This window comes from Roseateles sp. (assembly GCF_047654805.1).
GTDB lineage: Bacteria > Pseudomonadota > Gammaproteobacteria > Burkholderiales > Burkholderiaceae_C > Pelomonas.
Map to the genome: position 1 here is coordinate 5099432 of NZ_JASGIV010000001.1, position 16809 is coordinate 5116240.

The following is a 16809-nucleotide window of genomic DNA, read 5'->3' on the forward strand; positions in this document are numbered from 1 at the left end:
ACCATGCGCTTCATTACCCTGCTCCTGCTCGTCGCACCCGCCCTCGCCCAGGCCTTGAGCAGCCCCGACGGGCAGTTGCAGGTCGCCGTGTCGGTCAACGACCGGCAGCAGCTCGTCTACGCGGTGCAGCGCGCCGGCCAGCCGGTGCTCCTGTCCTCTCGGCTGGGCCTGATGCTGGAGCAGGGCGACTACGCCAACGGCCTGAAGCTGGCCTCGACATCGCCGGTCAAGGTTCACCGCGAGCGCTACACGCTGGCCGCCGGCAAGCGCACCCAGATCGACTATGTAGCCAACGAGCAGAGCTTTGCCGTCGCGAACGCGACCGGCCAGCACATGGTGCTCACGGTGCGCGCCTCCAATGACGGCGTGGCCTTGCGCTACTCGGTGCCGGGCACGGGCCGGAAGTCCTTCAAGGACGAGCTGACCAGCTTCGCCTTCGCGCCCCAGGCGCGCGCCTGGCTGCAGCCCATGTCCGTCGCCAAGACGGGCTGGAAGCGCACCAACCCCTCCTACGAGGAACACTATCTGGCCGACATCCCGGTTGGCACCGCGGCGCCATCTCATGCCGGCTGGGTCTTCCCGGCGCTGTTCCGCACGGGCACCAACTGGGTGGCGCTGACCGAGTCGGCCATGGACGGCAGCTTCCACGCATCGCGCCTGGCCGCCGATTCGACCGGCGGCACCTACCGCATCGGCCTGCCGGAAGCGAGCGAAGTCAACACCAACGGCCATCTGCTGGCGACTGTGGACGGGCCGCTGACCACGCCTTGGCGCGTGCTGGCCATCGGTCCGCTGAAGACGGTGATGGAGTCGACCATCGGCACCGACCTCGCTACACCCGCCGTCGCGTTCGACAAGGCCAAGCTACAGCCCGGCCACGCCTCATGGAGCTGGGCCATCCTGAAGGATGAGGGCACCGTCTACGACGTGCAGAAACGCTTCATCGACCATGCGGCCGACATGGGCTGGAACTACACGCTGGTGGACGCCGACTGGGACCGCAAGATCGGCGACGCGAAGATGAAGGAGCTGGCCAGCTACGCGAAGGCGAAGAACGTCGGCCTGCTCGCCTGGTACAACTCCTCGGGCGCCTGGAACGACACCGAGTACAGCCCCAAGGACGCGCTGCTGACCAAGGAGGCGCGCGCCAGGGAGTTCGCTCGCGTGAAGGCCATTGGCATCAAGGGCCTGAAGGTGGACTTCTTCGGGGGCGACGGTGCGTCCGTGCAGGCCTACTACGTGGATCTGCTGAAGGAGGCGGCCGCCGCCGGCCTGCTGCTGAACTTCCATGGCGCAACGCTGCCGCGCGGCTGGAGCCGCACCTACCCCAACCTGATGACGGTGGAGGCGGTGAAGGGCTTCGAGTTCGCCACCTTCACGCAGGACGACCAGGACAAGGTCGCGCGCCACGCGGCCATGCTGCCATTCACGCGCAACCTCTTCGATCCCATGGACTTCACGCCCATGGTGTTCCATGACATCCCCAACATCCGGCGCGCCACGCGCAACGGCTTCGAGCTGGCCGAGAGCGTGCTGTTCCTGTCCGGCATCCAGCACTACGCCGAGACGCCCGAGGGCATGGCCACCGTGCCGGCCTACGTGAAAGCCTTCCTGCGCGAGCTGCCGCGGCATTGGGACGACGTACGCTTCATCGACGGCGAGCCCGGCAAGTTCGTCGTGCTGGCGCGCCGCGCCGGCAAGCAGTGGTTTGTCGCCGGTCTTAACGCCGACGACACGCCGCGCGAGATCAAGCTCGACCTCGCCTGGCTGGGCGCCCGGCAAGGCCAGCTCATCACCGACGGTGCCGGTGAGCGCGAGTTCAGCGAAGGCAGGCTCGCGGCACCGGCAACCACCATCACGCTGGCGCCCCGGGGGGGCTTCGTCGCCCGATTTCGATAATGAGGGCTTTTCCGAAAAGCCTGCCGCTGATGAGAACCCGCGCGGACCATTCCACCTACAGCGCCCAGACGGAGGGCAAGAGCCAGCACGGCCGCATCGTCAGCGAGCTCGGGCTATCCATCGTCGGCGGCGAGCTCAAGCCCGGCGACAAGCTGCCGCCGGAGGCCCAGCTGCTGGAGCGCTACGAGATCAGCCGCCCGGTGCTGCGCGAGGCCGTGCGCGTGCTGGTCGCCAAGGGCCTGGTCGTGTCGCGCCAGCGCGCCGGCGCCATCGTGCGGCCGCGCAACGAGTGGCATCTACTGGACCCTGACGTGCTGTACTGGCTCATCCAGGCCCAGCCCCAGCGCGACTTCGTGCAGACGCTGCTGGAGGTGCGCCAGATCTTCGAACCTGCCGCCGCCGCACTGGCCGCCAAGGCTGCGACCGACGAACAGCTCGCCGGCATCGCCACCGCCTACGAAGGCATGGCCGCCGCAAGGACCACGGCCGAGCTGCTGGAGCCCGACCTGCTGTTCCACCGGCGCATCGCCGAGGCCACGGGCAACGACTTGCTGGCCTACATCGGCAACATGCTGTCGCTGGCGTTGCGCGAATCCATCATCCTGTCCAGCCAGCTGCCCAACACGCATGAACTCTCGCTGCCGCGCCACAAGGCCATCCTGACCGCGCTGCAGGCCCGCGACCCGCTGGGCGCCCGCCAGGCCACGCTGGTGCAGTTGGACGAGACTGAGGACGACCTCAGCAACGTGCTGGCCAACGACGGCCGGGTGAACCTTGCTTAAGAAAGCTGCCATGGCCCGCGACGACGACGATGACGACCGCGGGCTGACAGACGCCAGCCCCAACCCCAACTGGTTCCTGCGCGCGCGCCTGAAGACGCGCCAGCTGCTGCTGCTCATCGCGCTGGACGACGAGCGCAACATACACCGCGCGGCCGAGGTTCTCTGCATGACGCAGCCAGCCGCCTCCAAGCAGCTCAAGGACCTGGAGGACATGCTGGACGTGAAGCTCTTCGAGCGCCACCCGCGCGGCATGGAACCCACGCTCTACGGCGAGACCATGATCCGCCACGCACGGATGGCGCTCACCAGCCTGTCCGCTGCACATGACGACATCGTCGCGCTCAAGCACGGCCTCAGTGGTCAGGTCGAGGTGGGCGTCATCATGACGCCGGCCATGGGCCTGCTGCCACGCGCCATCTCGCGCATCAAGCTGCAGGCGCCCAGGCTGCGCATAGGCGTACACATGGAGAGCAGCAAGGTGCTGCTGGACATGCTGCAGCGCGGCAAGCTCGACTTCATGATCGGCCGCATCGTCGAGGAAGACGGCGCCTCAGGCCTGCACTACGAGGAGCTGACGGTCGAACCCGCCTGCGCCGTCGCCCGCGTGGGCCACCCCCTGCTGAAGGCCGACAACCTCAAGCTCGCCGATCTTGCCGACCAGCCCTGGATCCTGCCGCCACCCGGCAGCGTGCTGCGCCACCGCTGGGAGGTCATGTTCCGCCGCGCGGCGCTGGAGCCGCCGGGCAACGCGGTGGACACGACAGCGCTGCTGCTCATTACCGCGCTGCTGCAGCAGACGGACTCACTGCACGTGATGCCGGTGGAGGTGGCACGCTACTACGCGTCGCTGAATGTGTTGGCCATCCTGCCCATCGAGCTGCCCTGCCACATGGATGCGTTCGGCATCATCACGCGGGAAGGACACTTGATGTCGCCAGGGGCGAGGCAGCTTCTGCACGAGGTGCGGCTGGCAGCACGGGATCTGTACTGAAGCGCTGCTACAGCCGCCTCGCAAAGAACCGCACGACGCGTTCGCGGGATTGGTAGGCCTGATCGACGTCGGGCGTGAAGCGCACCGTCGGCGCAACGCCGGTACTGAAGTAGCTGCCCTGGTTGGCAAACGGGTCCGTCACCGTCACGGGCACCATCAAACGGTCCCAGCCATGTGTGGCACCGGAGTAGGCGTTCACGCTGACGACGGCGCCGTTGCTGGCATTGGCCGCACGCGCCAGCGCCTCGCACGGCGCGCTGCTGTTGTCGTAGTCGTCCTTCGTGCCAACCTGGATCAGCACAGGCGCACCCGTCAGGGCCAGCCATTGCACGCCATACTGAGCCGGCGTGCTGTGCACTGCGGCCAGCAGCGCCGTGTTGTTCCACGCGTAGCAGACAGGGTAGTGCGCCACATGGGCCTTGAACGTGAGGCCACCGCCGAACTGGCCGGCGTACAGGCGCTCGGCCGTGCCGAGGCTGACAAGGCCGCCCCATGAGAAGCCGAGCACGCCGACACGCGTCCCGTCGATGCCTGGCTGCTGCGCGAGGAAGGCCAGGGCGGAGAACGCATCGGGATAGGTCAGGATGGGCGCGGCGGGCCGCTGGCTCGGACTGGTGATGCCGCGCGCCTGCCACATATCGATCTGCAAGGTGGCGATGCCGGCCGCGTTGAGGGCCGTCTCGTAGAAATCGCCCCGCGCGTCGACGCCGGACGAACCGTGCAGGATCACCACGGCCGGCAGCTTTCGGCGGCCATGCCCCCACTCGCCATGCCGCGGCACGCTCAACTTTCCCTGGATCGTCAACGGCGTGCCGGGAGATGCCAGGTTGGGAGACTGGAACTGGACGAACGAGATGTCCGTGGGCGGCGCGGGACCAAAGCCCACTTCGCCCGCGGCCCACGCTGGCACCGCAGCCAAAGTTGCGACGGCGACCCACGCCGCCAGACCTGTCGACTTCAACCATTGCCAAGCCATGCTTATCTCCGTCGCGGTCGGGTGGATCCGATGGCACCGGAGAACCGCCGATCCGGTGCAGGCGCCAACGTAGCACCGCGCCCTCCGGCAAGCCGTCGGGACTTGCCTGTCGCACAAGCCGGCTTCGCGGCCGGCAGGCTTGCCAACGCGCACGGGCTCGCAAGCGCTGTACCGAACCGTGACAACCAGGGTGACCGGCACTGCTCCACGCCGGAGCGCTCGCGTCGCGGCCATGACGCGCGCCTGTTCCACCCTGGCAATTCCGCCGGTGCACTTGACGCTCGTCAAAGTCGGTTCAGAAGGGCCTCCATAGCCTGTGGTCGAACTCGGCTTCGTCCAAGGAGGGACGCCATGACACCACGCACCATTTCACTGATCGCCATCACGGTCGCCGCCTTGCCGGCATGGGGGGCGCCAGCGGCCGACGACGCCGCCATGCTCAGGCTGGCCAGCGGCAGCGGCTGCATGACCTGCCACCACATCGAGCCCGGGGCAAAGGGGCCTGATGGCCTCGCGCCGATCGGCCCGGCATGGCGCGACGTAGCCACCCGGTATCGCGGCACGCCCGGCGCGGCAGACCAGCTGACGCGCACCGTGATGGCGGGCTCCAATCCGTACAACAGCCACTGGAAAGGCAAGGCCAGCGGCCTGGCCATGCCGCCCAACGAAGTCGCCATCAAGGAGGCCGATGCCCACCAGCTGGTCGAGTGGATCCTGAAGCTCGACGCGGCGAAGTGAGGCAGGAGCGCCCGGCGGGGCGCTCGGGCTCGGCGCATCAGAACCCGAACCATCTCGCCCGGCGGCTGGAGCCGAAGTGCTGCTTGTCCGCCCGCAGCTCCATGCTTGGCTCGTAGTAGGTGCCCGTCGGCTTTGGGCCCGAGAAGAAGTCCACCTCCACGCGCCCGATGCGACCAGCCCCGAACTCGATGTAGCAGGTGCCCCGTCCGCCGTACAGCTGCCCCTCGCCCTCGCCGCGGATCTGCGCGATGAGCGCGCTCGCGACGGCACCGGCAGCCCCTTCCGCGAACACGCCCGCCTTGGGCGTGCCGGTGTTGGCGATGTCGCCGCAGGCATAGACGCCCGGGAACCGGGTCTGCAGCGTGCGCGGGTCCACCGTCACCCAGCCGTTCTCGACCAAGCCCGCCGCCTCCACGACCGCCGGCGCTCGATGTCGCGGCACGCCCAGGAACAGGTCGTAGGCCATCTCGCTGCCGTCGTCCAGCGTCGCGACGCGGCGAGCCGCATCCACTTCGGCGATGCGGCGGTTGGGCAGGAAGCGGATGCCACGCTCCTCGAACGCCGCGATCAACGCGCGCGATGTCTCCGGCGACGGTGGCACGGGACTGGAAAGCGGCAGCACAAGGCTGATGTCGCATTCGCCACGCACGCCGGCTCGGGTCAGGTAGTCATGCAGCATCAGCACGCATTCGCTAGGTGCGGGCGGGCATTTGTACGGCGCACCGCACACGCCTACCAGAGCGTGGCCGCGCCTGAACGCAGGCAGCACGTCACGCAGCCTCGTTGCACCCGGCACGGAGTAGAACTCGTGCTCGTCCGCCAGGCCAGGAGTCGCGGCGATGTCGTAGTCGGCACCCATGGCTACGACGAGATGGTCGGCCTCATGCACGCCGACGTCGGTCGTCACGCGGCGCGTCACGGGGTCGATGGCGGTGACCGTCTCGCGTAGCAGCCGCACGCCGGGCTTGGCAAAGCGGGCATAGGGCAGGCGCACGGCGGATGCCTCGGCATGGCCGAACATGACGTCCAGCTTGGAGAAACCGAAGACGAAGGCGTCGCCCTTGTCGATGAGCGTCACCTGCACGGCATCGCCCAGCGCCTCAGAAAGCTGCGTGCTCAACTCCAGGCCGGCGAAGCCGGCGCCCAGGATGGTGATGCGGGTGGCCATGGCGTTTTCCTTGCCCTGGGCGTCAGCCAGGTTGCTTGGTGATGCGCAGATAGGGCTTGGGTGCCTTCCAGCCCTGCGGGAACAGCGTCTTGGCGTCCTCGTCCGACACCGAGCCGGCGATGATGACGTCATCGCCCTGCTTCCAGTTCACCGGCGTGGCGACCTTGTGCTTGGCGGTCAGCTGCATGCTGTCCAGCACGCGCAGGATCTCGTCGAAGTTGCGGCCCGTCGTCATCGGGTAGGTCAGCATCAGCTTGACCTTCTTGTCGGGGCCCACGATGAAGACCGAGCGCACCGTGGCGTTGGTGGCGGCCGTGCGGCCCTCTGACGTGCCAGCCTCATCGGCGGGCAGCATGTTGTAGAGCTTGGCGACGGCCAGCTCGGTATCGCCGATCATGGGGTACTTCACCGTGGCGCCCTGGGTCTCCTCGATGTCGGCGACCCAGCGGCCGTGGGCGTCGATGGGGTCCACCGACAGGCCGATGAGCTTGGCGTTGCGCTTCGTGAACTCGGGCTCGATGCGGGCCATGTAGCCCAGCTCGGTCGTGCAGACGGGCGTGAAATCCTTGGGGTGCGAGAACAGGATGGCCCAGCTGTCACCGATCCAGGTGTGGAAGTCGATGACGCCTTGCGTCGTCAGGGCCGTGAAGTTGGGGGCAGTGTCATTGATGCGCAGGGACATGTTGCAGGCTCCATGGGGTGGTTGATGGCCCCAGTGTCTGCAACGCCAGCAGCGCCGTCTGTGATGAAGGTTACCGACGCTTCTTGGTGCAAACCCGTAGCTCGCCGCATCGGGGCGGCCTATGCCGCTGACAGTCGGGTTAGGGCGGGCGCATCCAGCACCTCGATCTGCTCGCGGCCCAGCGCCACCCAGCCCTGATCGGCGAAGTTCTTCAGCACGCGGCTGACGATCTCGCGCAGGCTGCCGAGGTCGTCGGCCAGCGCCTGGTGCGTCACGCGCACGGGGCTGGGCCGTTGCACCAGCCAGTGGGCCAGGCGCTGGTCCAGCTTCTGGAAGGCAACGGCGGAGACGAGCTGCAGCAGGTCCGAGATGCGCTCGGAATAGCGGCTGAACACATGCTCGCGAAACGACTCGCTGGCCGTGAACAGCAACCGGAAGCTGGCCGGCGGCAGCACCACCAGCTCGGCCGGCGTCAGCACCGTGCAGCGCGCCTGGTACGTGGACTTGCCCAGCAGGCAGCTGCTGGTGAGGATGCAGGCCTCGCCGGGCGTCACGTCGTAGAGGTGCAGCTCGCGGCCATTGGGTGCCGCCTTGACGACGCGCGCCGTGCCCGACAGCAGCAGCGCAAAACCCATGCAGGGCTGGTTCTCGTCGAACATCATCGAGCCGGCAGGCACCTGCATGTAGGTGGCACTGGCCATCAACACATCCAGCGTGTCGCGGGAGGTTTCGCCCAGCACGGGGTACTGGTGCAGCAGGCGGGTGCGGGTGTCGGCGTCGATCATGGGCGGGCTCGGTCGGGTGGGGGAGCTGCGGCGGATTCTGGCGCGTCGCTGAAGTTGAGGGGCTGGCGGGTCCAGGCGCCGGCTTCAGTCCTCGCCGGGCTCACCAAATGCTGCCTGAAGTGCCTCGGCAAACTCGGCAGACGCGCTGAAGGTCAGCGTTACCGTCACCCAGCCGCCTGCCTCGTGCTGCACGAGCAGCTCATGGTCCCAAGCGTTGCCATCCTCCACCGGCCCCTGCCGGTCGCCGAACTCGGCCTGCGCCCAGCCCAATACCTTTGCCACCTCGGCCATTGCGGCCGCATGCTCGACCTCGCGTGTGGAAGCCATGGCTTCAAGCGTGAGGATGCCGTCGGAGCTGTCGGTGAGGTCGAAGGTGAGATGGAGCATCGCCGGATTGTCGAATCGGGAGTCCGCGTTGCAGCAAGGCTGCGTTGAACGGCGCCAACGCCTCGCTGGCGTGAAAGCGGCCGCTCTGTTCGCTTTTGGCCAATGAATGCGGAAATACCAAGGATGTCGATCGCCAGAAATGCATTCGAGATGCATGTCCTTGCACGACATCTGGCGAGATGCGGACATCGCCCTTCTTTGGCTGCCATGCGCCATGGACGACCTTGCGGCAGCGGCATTTGGCATTTGGCGCATATGCGTGAATACCAGCGAGAACCCGTTGGAGACGCTCCCTCGGTTCACCAGCAGCCTGGCCGCCCGAAGCCCAGCGCAACCGGCTTGGGGCGATGAACTAGCACCCCGCCGGCAGTTCCGTCGTTTCAGTCCGGTAGCAAGTCGGAAGGCCCGTTCCAGGGCGCTTTCAAACGATCACGGCTTGCAAGCCGCCGAAGGATTCGCCTTCGGCCCTGCCTTCGTCTGATGGATGAACGGGATCGTCCCGTCCGCCCGGTACGAGAACTCTTCGACCGCCACCGACCGCCGGTGCTCCCCGCCGCCCGGCAACTCGGCGTTGTGATACGCCACGTAGCTCTTGCCGTTGAACTCGAAGAAGGCCTGATGGATGGTCTTGGTCTTCAGGTTTCGCTCCATGACGACGCCCTGCGGCGTCCACGGCCCCGTGGGTGACGGCCCGGTCATGTAGGCCGTCTCTTCGGGCCAGTGCTGCGAGTAGCTGAGGTAGTACGTTCCCTTGCGCTTGTGCAGGTAGGGTGCCTCGACGAAGTTCGCCACCGGCACGGCCGTGATGGGACCGTCCAGTTCGGTCATGCTGGCCTTCAACTTCGCGTACTTCAACACCGTGTTGCCCCAGTAGAGATAGGCCTGGCCATCGTCGTCGACGAACACGCCAGGGTCGATGTCGTCCCAGGCGATGTCGGTCTGCTTGGTCATGTCGTTGGTGACGAGCGCGGAGCCGCGCGCATCGACGAAGGGGCCGGTCGGCGAATCCGACACGGCCACACCGACCGCGAAGCCCGGCACCGTCGCATGCTCGACGGTCGAGTAGAACCAATACCTGCCGTGGCGTTTGACGATGTCTGAAGCCCAGGCTCGGCCCTTGGCCCAGGCGAAGTCCTTCGCCTTGACGGGCACTCCCTCGTCCTTCCAGTTCACCATGTCGCACGTCGAGAAGACGCGCCACTCGTGCATGACGTAGTCCTTGCCGTCGGGCAGGGCCTCGTCGCGGCCGGTGAAGAGGTAGACGCGGCCGCCATCCACCAGCACCGCCGGGTCCGCGGTGTAGAGCGGCGCGAACAACGGGTTGGTGGCCTGGGCGGCCCCCAGGCTCAGCAGCAGCGCAGCTGCCACGGCGGTCTTCTTCAACATCAGGCTTTGGCTTTCTTCAAAGAGAGCAGGCGCTGCACGGCGCAGAACACGAACAGCAGCGCGCCGATGACGATCTTGGTCCACCAGGAACTGAGGGTGCCGTCAAAGGCGATCAGCGTCTGGATCAGGCCCAGAACCAGCACGCCCGACAGTGCGCCAGCCACGTAGCCATAGCCTCCCGTCAGGACGGTGCCGCCGATGACCACCGCCGCGATCGCGTCCAGCTCCACGCCCTGCGCATGCTGGCCGTAGCCGCTGAGCATGTAAAACGCAAACAGCAGGCCGGCCAGCGACGCGCAGAAACCGCTCAAGCCATAGACGGCGATCTTTGTGCGGCCGACGGGCAGGCCCATCATCAGCGCGGACGCCTCATTGCCCCCCAGTGCATAGACGGTACGGCCGAAGGCGGTGCAGTGCGCAACCCACAGGCCGACTGCCAGCACACACAGTGCGATGACCGCGCCGGGAGACAGGAAGGCATCGCCAAGAGCATCGGGCAATGGGATCTGCGTCTGCGACAGCGTGACGAACAGCGGCGCGTCAATGGTGATGCTGTCCACGCTGATCAGGAAGCACAGGCCGCGTGCCAGGAACATGCCGGCCAGCGTGACGATGAAAGCCTGCAGCTTGAAGACGTGGATGACCAGGCCCTGCAGGGCGCCGAAGGCGGCGCCGCCCAGCAGCACCGCGACGATGACGGCCTCCGCCGGCCAGTGCGCCACATGAAGCAGCCAGGCTGCGACCATGGTGGTCAGCGCCAGTACCGAACCCACCGACAGGTCGATGCCGCCGGACAGGATGACGAAGCTCATGCCCACAGCGATGACGAGCAGGAAGGCGTTGTCGATGAGCAGGTTGAGCACCACCTGCGTGGAGCCGAAGCCCGTGTAGCTGCCAGCGCCGACGGCGAAGAGCAGCGCCATCAGCACGACGCTGACCCAGGTGGTGAAGGAGGGAGCGGCCATCGCCGCGCGCAACGCGGCCCCGACAGGCCTTCCCGCGTGCAACGCTTTCATGCAGACCTCCGTGTCGACCAGAACGACGACTGCGAGATGCAGACAGCGAACACGACGACGGCCTTGACGACCATGGTCACCTGCGGCGGCACGCCGAGGGCGTAGATGGTGGACGTCAGCGTCTGGATGATGAGGGCGCCGATGAGGCTGCCGGCCAGGCTGAACTTGCCTCCGCTGAGTTGACCGCCGCCCAGCGTGACGGCGAGGATGGCGTCAAGCTCCAGCAGCAGGCCGGCGTTGTTGGCGTCGGCGCTCTTGATGTTGGACGAGATCATCAGCCCCGCCAGGCCCGCACCGAAACTGCAATAGACGTAGACGAAAAAGACGATGGCCGCCGTGCGCACGCCGGCCAGGCGCGCGGCGACGGGGTTGATGCCCACCGTCTGGATGAACAGGCCCAGCGCCGTGCGCTTCATCAGGAGTGCGGTGAGGCCCCCCACGGTGGCGACAACGAACAGCGACACCGGCAAGCCCAGCAGGTAGCCACCGCCCAGCCAGAAGAAGCTGGCGGGTTCGTACACGGTGAGGATCTGACCGTCGGTCAACAGCTGTGCGAGACCGCGGCCGGCCACCATCAGGATCAGCGTCGCGATGATGGGCTGCAGGCCCAGCGCCGACACGAGCAGCCCGTTCCACAGGCCGCACAGCAGCGCCGCGCCCAGCGCCGCCGCGAAGGCGACCGCCACGCCGTGCGTGCCAACGAGGGCGCAGGCCACGGTGCCGGAGATGGCCACGATGGCGCCCACTGACACGTCGATGCCGCGCGTGGCGATGACGAGGGTCATGCCCAAGGCGGCCAGCATCAGTGGTGCCGCGCGGTGCAGGATGTCGACGAGGCTGCCGTAGAGGTGGCCGTCCTTGATCTCCAGGTGCAGGAAGCCAGGCACGAACATGGCCGCGACGGCCAGCAGCAGGGCCAGCGCCGCGAGGGGGCGCGCGAGCGGGTGTTTCCAGGCCCGCGAGACCGCAGACGGGGCGCTTGGTGTTGGCATGGTGAGATGGGTGGAATTCATGCCGCGGCCGGCTCCGCGGCGATCACTTCGAGCACGCTGCGTTCGTCCAGCTCTCCGCGGCGATAGACGCCAGCGGCGCGGCGGTCGCGCAGCACGAGAACACGGTCGCTGCAGTGCAGGACCTCGGGCAGTTCGGAGGAGATGAAGAGGATGGACATGCCCTCGCCGTCGTCCTTGTGGGCCAGCGCACGCACGGCGTCCATCAGGTCCTCCTTGGCGCGCACGTCGATGCCGCGCGTGGGCTCGTCAAGGATGAGCACGGCCGGTTCAGTGGCCAGCCAACGCGCCAGCAAGGCCTTCTGCTGGTTGCCGCCGCTGAGCTGGCCGATGGGCGTGTCGGCGCTGGCGGTCTTGATGCCCAGGCGCTGGATGTACTCGTCGGCCAGCGCCTGCTGCTGCTCGAGGTTCATGACGAGACGCAGGCCCGCCCTGGCCTGCAGCGCCAGCAGGATGTTGTCACGCACCGAGAGGTCAAGGATGGCACCCTCGTGCTTGCGATCTTCCGAGCAGAAGGCCACCCCCGCGGCGATGGCCTCGCGCGGCGAATGCCAGCGGCCACGGCGGCCTGGCGTCGCGACGTGTCCGCCATCGGCCGGGTCGGCACCGAACAGCAGGCGCGCGGCCTCGGTGCGGCCGGAACCCAGCAGGCCGGCCAGACCCAGCACCTCGCCGCGCCTGAGCTCGAGGTCCAGCGGGTGCAGCGCACCGTGCCGGGTCAGCCCCTCGGCCTTCAGCACCGCAGCGCCGGTATGCGAAGCGCGGCTATCCAGGCGGGTGGGCTGCTGGTCCGGCGGCGCACCCACCATCTTGTTGACCAGCGCCAGGCGGCCAAGATCGCAAGCGAGGTATTCGCCCTCGGTCTCGCCGTTGCGCATGACCGTGATGCGGTCCGCCAGCGCGTAGGTCTGGTCCAGGAAGTGGGTGACGAACAGGATGGCCAGGCCCTGGTCGCGCAGGCGGCGCAGCACCGTGAACAGACGCTGAACGGCCGCGTCATCGAGGCTGGACGTGGGCTCGTCGAGGATGAGCACGCGCGCCGAGATGCGCAGCGCACGAGCAATGGCAACCATCTGCTGGATGGACAGCGAGTAGCGCGACAACGGTGCGGTGACGTCGATGTCCAGGTCCATCTGCGCGAGCACGCGCCTGGCTTCGGCGTTGACGGCGGCCCAGTCGATACGCCCCCATTTGCGCGGGAAGCGCCCGGCGCAGATGTTCTCCGCCACGCTCAGGTTGGTGCAGAGGTTGACCTCTTGATAGACGGTGCGGATGCCCAGCTCCTGCGCGTCCTCGGTGCGCTTGGGCGCGATGGCACGGCTGTCCAGCGTGATGGTGCCGGCATCGGGCTGGTACAGGCCCGTCAGCACCTTGATGAGCGTGGACTTGCCGGCGCCGTTCTGGCCCATCAGCGCATGGACCTCGCCCGGGAACAGACGCAGGCTGACGTCACTGAGCGCCTTGACGCCAGGGAAGCCTTTGTGGATGCCGGAGAGCGCCAGCACCGGCGCGGTTTTATCGACGTTCATAGCGTTCGTTCAGCCTTCAGCGCCCGCGGGCGCCGAGCCCTTCGGCAGGTGTCGGACGGGACGCAGGTCCGGGTCCCGCCCTCGGCCCTGCCTCAATACTTCCGGTTCGGCAGCTCCTTCGCCGCCACTTCGGCCGGGAACACGCCCTCGTTGACGGTGATGCGCTTCTCCACCGGCTTCTTGGCGACGACGTCCTTGGCCAGCTGCATCAGCTGCGGCCCCAGCAACGGGTTGCATTCCACGGTGACGTTGAGCTTGCCGGCCTTCATCGCCTCGAAGGCACCGCGCACGCCGTCGATGGAGATGATGACGATGTCCTGGCCCGGCTTCAGGCCGGCTTCCTCGATCGCCTGGATGGCACCGATGGCCATGTCGTCGTTGTGCGCGTAGAGCACGTCGATCTTCTTGTCGCGCTGCTTCAGGAAGGACTCCATCACTTCCTTGCCCTTGGCGCGCGTGAACTCGCCGGACTGCGAGCGGATGATCTGCAGCTTGGGGTTGGATTTGATGACTTCCTCGAAGCCCTTCTTGCGATCGATGGCCGGGGCGGAGCCCACGGTGCCCTGCAGCTCGACGATGTTCAAAGCGGCGCCCGGCGTCTTCGCGGCGCGCTCCAGCAGCCAGCGCGCGGCCTTGCGACCTTCCTCAACGAAGTCGGAGCCGATGAAGGTCACATACAGAGACGGGTCGCTGACCTTGACGGCGCGATCGGTCAGGATGACGGGGATGCCGGCCTTCTGGGCTTCCTTCAGCACCGTGTCCCAGCCGCTTTCCACGACGGGCGAGAAGGCGATGACGTCGACCTTCTGCGCGATGTAGCTGCGGATGGCCTTGACCTGGTTTTCCTGCTTCTGCTGCGCGTCGGCGAACTTCAGCGTGATGCCGGCTTCCTTGGCCGCGGCCTTGATGGAGGCAGAGTTTGCGGTGCGCCACTCGCTCTCGGCGCCTACCTGGGAGAAGCCCATGGTCAGCGGTGCGGCCAGGGCGCAGAAGGCGGGCAGGGCCAGGGCTGCGGCGAGCAGCGTGCGGCGGGCGATGAGCTTGATCATTCGGGGGTCTCCGTGGGTGGGGCTGAACGGGTGAACGGCCTAGCGCAGCAGTCGCAGGCCGTAGAGCCCGCCCGCAATGCTGCCTGGCCTGGCAACGAATTTCAGGTTGAGCCGGCCGCCAGCGGCTCGCACAAGATCCGGCGGCAGCGCGAACTCGCGCGTGTAGATCTCTTCCTGCGCGTCGGGGCGGTCCAGGACTATTTCGGCGACGAGCTGGCCGTTGACGATGAGGTCGAAGCGGCGGCCGGCGTCGCCCTTGGCGAAGCTCAGGCGCAGCGTGCGGGCCTCGGCCTTGGGGTCGCTCAAGTCATAGCTGAACCACTGCCTGGCATGGCGCCAGCGGCCGGCCGGCGCGATGCCGTTCTCGGCACCTTCGCCCTTGAAGCCATGGTCGGACTCAGGCTGTTGCTCGCCGGGGGCGACCTGGTCTATGGTCTGCGCGTCCAGTGCAAGGCGGTCGGCCTCGGCCTTGGCGAGTTCGGCCCGCAAAAGACTCTGCTGGGCAGGCGTGCTGCGTGCCCAATAGACCATGTAGCGCGAATCGTGCAGGCGGAAGAACGGCATCAGCTGCAGGCGCTCCGCGTCCTTGCGCCCCTGGATGAGGTCGGGCGCGGTGAAGGTCAGCGGCTGGCCAGGCACGGGCTTGAAACGGCGGATGAAGTCGGCCTCGTTCAGGTTCGGGCTGACAAACACCGGAGCCGCATCCTGCGGACAGACCGCGCCGTGCGCGATATGGCCCATGCGCGAGCCGTCGGCCCTGAAGTTCAGCTGCTCTCCAGCCTGCGGCGTCTTGGCAGCCAGCACGATGGGGCCGTGCAGCACGGCCACGTAGTTCTTCAGGCCGGGCATGGGCTCCAGCGTCGTGCGCATGGGCAGCTCGACATCGATCTGGTCGCCCGCCTTCCAGGCCCGGCGCAGTTCGACATGGCCGCCCGGCTTCGCCGTCACCTTGACGGCCTTGCCGTTGAGCCTGACCTTCAGGGCACCGGGCGCGACCCAGCCGGGGTAGCGGATCATCAGTGCGAAATCGCCCGCGTCGTGCACCGTCAGCCGCGTGCTCGACTCGTCGGGAAAGCGGGTGCTCTGCGTGAGATGGATGCCGCGCTCGCGCCAGTCCAGCCTGGAAGCGATGAAAAGGTTGACGTAGAGCGAGTCCCCGTCGTGCGCATAGATGAACTCGCCGTGGCGGGCATGGCTCTCCAGCCCCGATCCCACGCAGCACCACATGCCCTCGTCCACCTTGGAATAGACGCGGTAGTGCTGCGGCCGCATCGGCGTGAAATAGACGAACCCGCCCTCGCCGGGATGCTGCGACGCAAGGATATGGTTGTAGAGCGTGCGCTCGTAGAAATCGGCGTAGCGCCCCTGGGCCGGCTGCTCGCGCTGCAGCAGCGCCGTCAGCTTGAGCATGTTGTAGCTGTTGCAGGTCTCCGGGCCTTCCACCTCGTTGAGCATCGGCCGGAAATCGTCGGCTGGATGGAAGTGCTCCTTGACACTGTTGCCGCCGATGGCGACCGTGCGCCGCTCCACCACCGTGCGCCAGAAGAACTCCGCGGCGCGGCGGCCCTCGTCCTCGCCACCCAGTTGCGCGATGCGCGCGAAGCCGATGACCTTGGGGATCTGCGTGTTGGCGTGCAGGCCGCTCAGCCGGTCCTGGCCCGCGGCCAGCGGCTGCAGGATGGCCTGGTGCGAGAAGCGCCGCGCCAGCGCCAGGTAGCGCAGGTCACCGGTCATCTCGGACACGTCGGCCAGGACCTCGTTCATGCCGCCGTGCTCGGCGCGCAGCATGTCCTGCATCTGCGCGTCGGTCAGCGGCGTGGTCAGCCGCAACGCCCAGTCACTCATGCGCACCAGCATGGCCTTGGCATCGGCGTTGCCGGCGTAGACCCAGGCGTCGCGCAGTCCGGCGAACATCTTGTGGACGTTGTACCAGGGCACCCAGCGGCCGTTGACGGAGAAGCTGTCGACCTTGAGCTCGCCCTTGGCGACCTGGCTCCAGGCCCTTGCACCGTCAGGTATGCCGCCGATGTAGCCGGTGCCAAGCGCCTCCTGGCAGCGCTTGAGTTCGGCAACGAAGTCATCCAGCCGCTGTCTGACCTCGGGATCGCCAGTGGAGGCCCACATCAGCGCGAGCGCCGAGACATAGTGGCCTCCCATGTGGCCGTCCAGGCCGCTGGATTCCCAGTTGCCATAGCTGGGCGTCGGCACCGGCAGGCCTGCCTCGCGACGGAAAGGAGCGAGCAAGCGCTCGGGGTCCAGCGCCAGCAGATAGCGCAGGTCGGTGGCCTGGGCCTCGAGGAAAGGCCCGCCAAGCAGCCGCACTCGGTCCAGCGGGAAGGCCTGCGTCGCTGCGTCCACGCCGTGAGCGCACAGCGCGAGGGTCAGGCAGGCGAGCAGGCGTTTCATCAATG

At 67.4% G+C, this 16809-nt stretch carries 15 protein-coding genes; 4 read left to right on the plus strand and 11 right to left on the minus strand.

Annotation, left to right across the window (positions count from 1 at the left end; translation table 11 throughout):
* Positions 1 to 3 precede the first annotated feature (3 nt).
* From QM732_RS23015 to QM732_RS23025, 3 genes are read left to right on the plus strand one after another with little or no spacing between them, the layout of a single operon-like run.
* Positions 4 to 1899: a glycoside hydrolase family 97 catalytic domain-containing protein gene (locus QM732_RS23015; RefSeq protein WP_415658412.1), complete on the plus strand. Its 1896-nt coding sequence runs from the start codon at positions 4 to 6 to the stop codon at positions 1897 to 1899.
* 29 nt (positions 1900 to 1928) lie between these two features.
* Positions 1929 to 2681, plus strand: a complete 753-nt coding sequence (locus tag QM732_RS23020) for a FadR/GntR family transcriptional regulator (protein ID WP_415658413.1) — start codon at positions 1929 to 1931, stop codon at positions 2679 to 2681.
* 10 nt (positions 2682 to 2691) lie between these two features.
* Entirely contained in the window at positions 2692 to 3672 is a 981-nt protein-coding gene (locus QM732_RS23025; protein ID WP_415658414.1) for a LysR family transcriptional regulator, read from the plus strand.
* A gap of 7 nt (positions 3673 to 3679) precedes the next feature.
* Here QM732_RS23025 and QM732_RS23030 read toward each other — a convergent pair whose 3' ends face one another.
* Entirely contained in the window at positions 3680 to 4648 is a 969-nt protein-coding gene (locus QM732_RS23030; protein ID WP_415658415.1) for a dienelactone hydrolase family protein, read from the minus strand.
* Between the two features lie 351 nt (positions 4649 to 4999).
* On the opposite strand from QM732_RS23030, the gene QM732_RS23035 reads away from it, so the two are divergent.
* Positions 5000 to 5386, plus strand: coding sequence for a c-type cytochrome (locus tag QM732_RS23035; protein WP_415658416.1), 387 nt, complete (start codon positions 5000 to 5002; stop codon positions 5384 to 5386).
* Between the two features lie 37 nt (positions 5387 to 5423).
* Here QM732_RS23035 and QM732_RS23040 read toward each other — a convergent pair whose 3' ends face one another.
* The 10 genes from QM732_RS23040 to QM732_RS23085 all read right to left on the minus strand — a co-directional run bounded on the left by QM732_RS23040 (position 5424) and on the right by QM732_RS23085 (position 16804).
* Positions 5424 to 6554: an NAD(P)/FAD-dependent oxidoreductase gene (locus QM732_RS23040; protein WP_415658417.1), complete on the minus strand. Its 1131-nt coding sequence runs from the start codon at positions 6552 to 6554 to the stop codon at positions 5424 to 5426.
* Positions 6555 to 6576: 22 nt separating this feature from the next.
* Entirely contained in the window at positions 6577 to 7236 is a 660-nt protein-coding gene (locus tag QM732_RS23045; protein WP_415658418.1) for a peroxiredoxin, read from the minus strand.
* Between the two features lie 119 nt (positions 7237 to 7355).
* Positions 7356 to 8021 carry a Crp/Fnr family transcriptional regulator gene (locus QM732_RS23050; protein ID WP_415658419.1) on the minus strand — a complete coding sequence of 222 codons (666 nt, stop codon included), beginning with the start codon at positions 8019 to 8021 and terminating at the stop codon, positions 7356 to 7358.
* Positions 8022 to 8105: 84 nt separating this feature from the next.
* Positions 8106 to 8408 carry a hypothetical protein gene (locus QM732_RS23055; protein WP_415658420.1) on the minus strand — a complete coding sequence of 101 codons (303 nt, stop codon included), beginning with the start codon at positions 8406 to 8408 and terminating at the stop codon, positions 8106 to 8108.
* Between the two features lie 429 nt (positions 8409 to 8837).
* Entirely contained in the window at positions 8838 to 9794 is a 957-nt protein-coding gene (locus QM732_RS23060; protein WP_415658421.1) for a glycoside hydrolase family 43 protein, read from the minus strand.
* Positions 9794 to 10810 carry a galactofuranose ABC transporter, permease protein YjfF gene (gene yjfF / locus QM732_RS23065; protein WP_415658422.1) on the minus strand — a complete coding sequence of 339 codons (1017 nt, stop codon included), beginning with the start codon at positions 10808 to 10810 and terminating at the stop codon, positions 9794 to 9796. Before yjfF ends, QM732_RS23060 begins: the two co-directional genes overlap by 1 nt.
* Positions 10807 to 11802 (minus strand): ABC transporter permease, encoded by a 996-nt coding sequence (locus QM732_RS23070; RefSeq protein WP_415659431.1) that lies wholly within the window; start codon positions 11800 to 11802, stop codon positions 10807 to 10809. The genes yjfF and QM732_RS23070 overlap by 4 nt, the downstream gene beginning before the upstream one ends.
* 17 nt (positions 11803 to 11819) lie before the next feature.
* Positions 11820 to 13349 carry a sugar ABC transporter ATP-binding protein gene (locus QM732_RS23075; RefSeq protein ID WP_415658423.1) on the minus strand — a complete coding sequence of 510 codons (1530 nt, stop codon included), beginning with the start codon at positions 13347 to 13349 and terminating at the stop codon, positions 11820 to 11822.
* A gap of 92 nt (positions 13350 to 13441) precedes the next feature.
* Complete coding sequence (locus tag QM732_RS23080; RefSeq protein WP_415658424.1) at positions 13442 to 14398, minus strand: ABC transporter substrate-binding protein; 957 nt, start codon at positions 14396 to 14398, stop codon at positions 13442 to 13444.
* Between the two features lie 39 nt (positions 14399 to 14437).
* Positions 14438 to 16804: a beta-L-arabinofuranosidase domain-containing protein gene (locus QM732_RS23085; protein ID WP_415658425.1), complete on the minus strand. Its 2367-nt coding sequence runs from the start codon at positions 16802 to 16804 to the stop codon at positions 14438 to 14440.
* Positions 16805 to 16809: the final 5 nt, after the last annotated feature.

What these genes read in the sequence shown, in the direction of transcription:
- QM732_RS23040 (WP_415658417.1), bottom strand. Translation starts at nt 6,554, where the DNA reads ATGGCCACCCGCATCACCATCCTGGGCGCCGGCTTCGCCGGCCTGGAG.
- QM732_RS23050 (WP_415658419.1), bottom strand. Translation starts at nt 8,021, where the DNA reads ATGATCGACGCCGACACCCGCACCCGCCTGCTGCACCAGTACCCCGTG.
- yjfF (WP_415658422.1), bottom strand. Translation starts at nt 10,810, where the DNA reads ATGAAAGCGTTGCACGCGGGAAGGCCTGTCGGGGCCGCGTTGCGCGCG.
- QM732_RS23020 (WP_415658413.1), top strand. Translation starts at nt 1,929, where the DNA reads ATGAGAACCCGCGCGGACCATTCCACCTACAGCGCCCAGACGGAGGGC.
- QM732_RS23060 (WP_415658421.1), bottom strand. Translation starts at nt 9,794, where the DNA reads ATGTTGAAGAAGACCGCCGTGGCAGCTGCGCTGCTGCTGAGCCTGGGG.
- QM732_RS23030 (WP_415658415.1), bottom strand. Translation starts at nt 4,648, where the DNA reads ATGGCTTGGCAATGGTTGAAGTCGACAGGTCTGGCGGCGTGGGTCGCC.
- QM732_RS23055 (WP_415658420.1), bottom strand. Translation starts at nt 8,408, where the DNA reads ATGCTCCATCTCACCTTCGACCTCACCGACAGCTCCGACGGCATCCTC.
- QM732_RS23035 (WP_415658416.1), top strand. Translation starts at nt 5,000, where the DNA reads ATGACACCACGCACCATTTCACTGATCGCCATCACGGTCGCCGCCTTG.
- QM732_RS23070 (WP_415659431.1), bottom strand. Translation starts at nt 11,802, where the DNA reads ATGCCAACACCAAGCGCCCCGTCTGCGGTCTCGCGGGCCTGGAAACAC.
- QM732_RS23075 (WP_415658423.1), bottom strand. Translation starts at nt 13,349, where the DNA reads ATGAACGTCGATAAAACCGCGCCGGTGCTGGCGCTCTCCGGCATCCAC.
- QM732_RS23045 (WP_415658418.1), bottom strand. Translation starts at nt 7,236, where the DNA reads ATGTCCCTGCGCATCAATGACACTGCCCCCAACTTCACGGCCCTGACG.
- QM732_RS23015 (WP_415658412.1), top strand. Translation starts at nt 4, where the DNA reads ATGCGCTTCATTACCCTGCTCCTGCTCGTCGCACCCGCCCTCGCCCAG.
- QM732_RS23085 (WP_415658425.1), bottom strand. Translation starts at nt 16,804, where the DNA reads ATGAAACGCCTGCTCGCCTGCCTGACCCTCGCGCTGTGCGCTCACGGC.
- QM732_RS23025 (WP_415658414.1), top strand. Translation starts at nt 2,692, where the DNA reads ATGGCCCGCGACGACGACGATGACGACCGCGGGCTGACAGACGCCAGC.
- QM732_RS23080 (WP_415658424.1), bottom strand. Translation starts at nt 14,398, where the DNA reads ATGATCAAGCTCATCGCCCGCCGCACGCTGCTCGCCGCAGCCCTGGCC.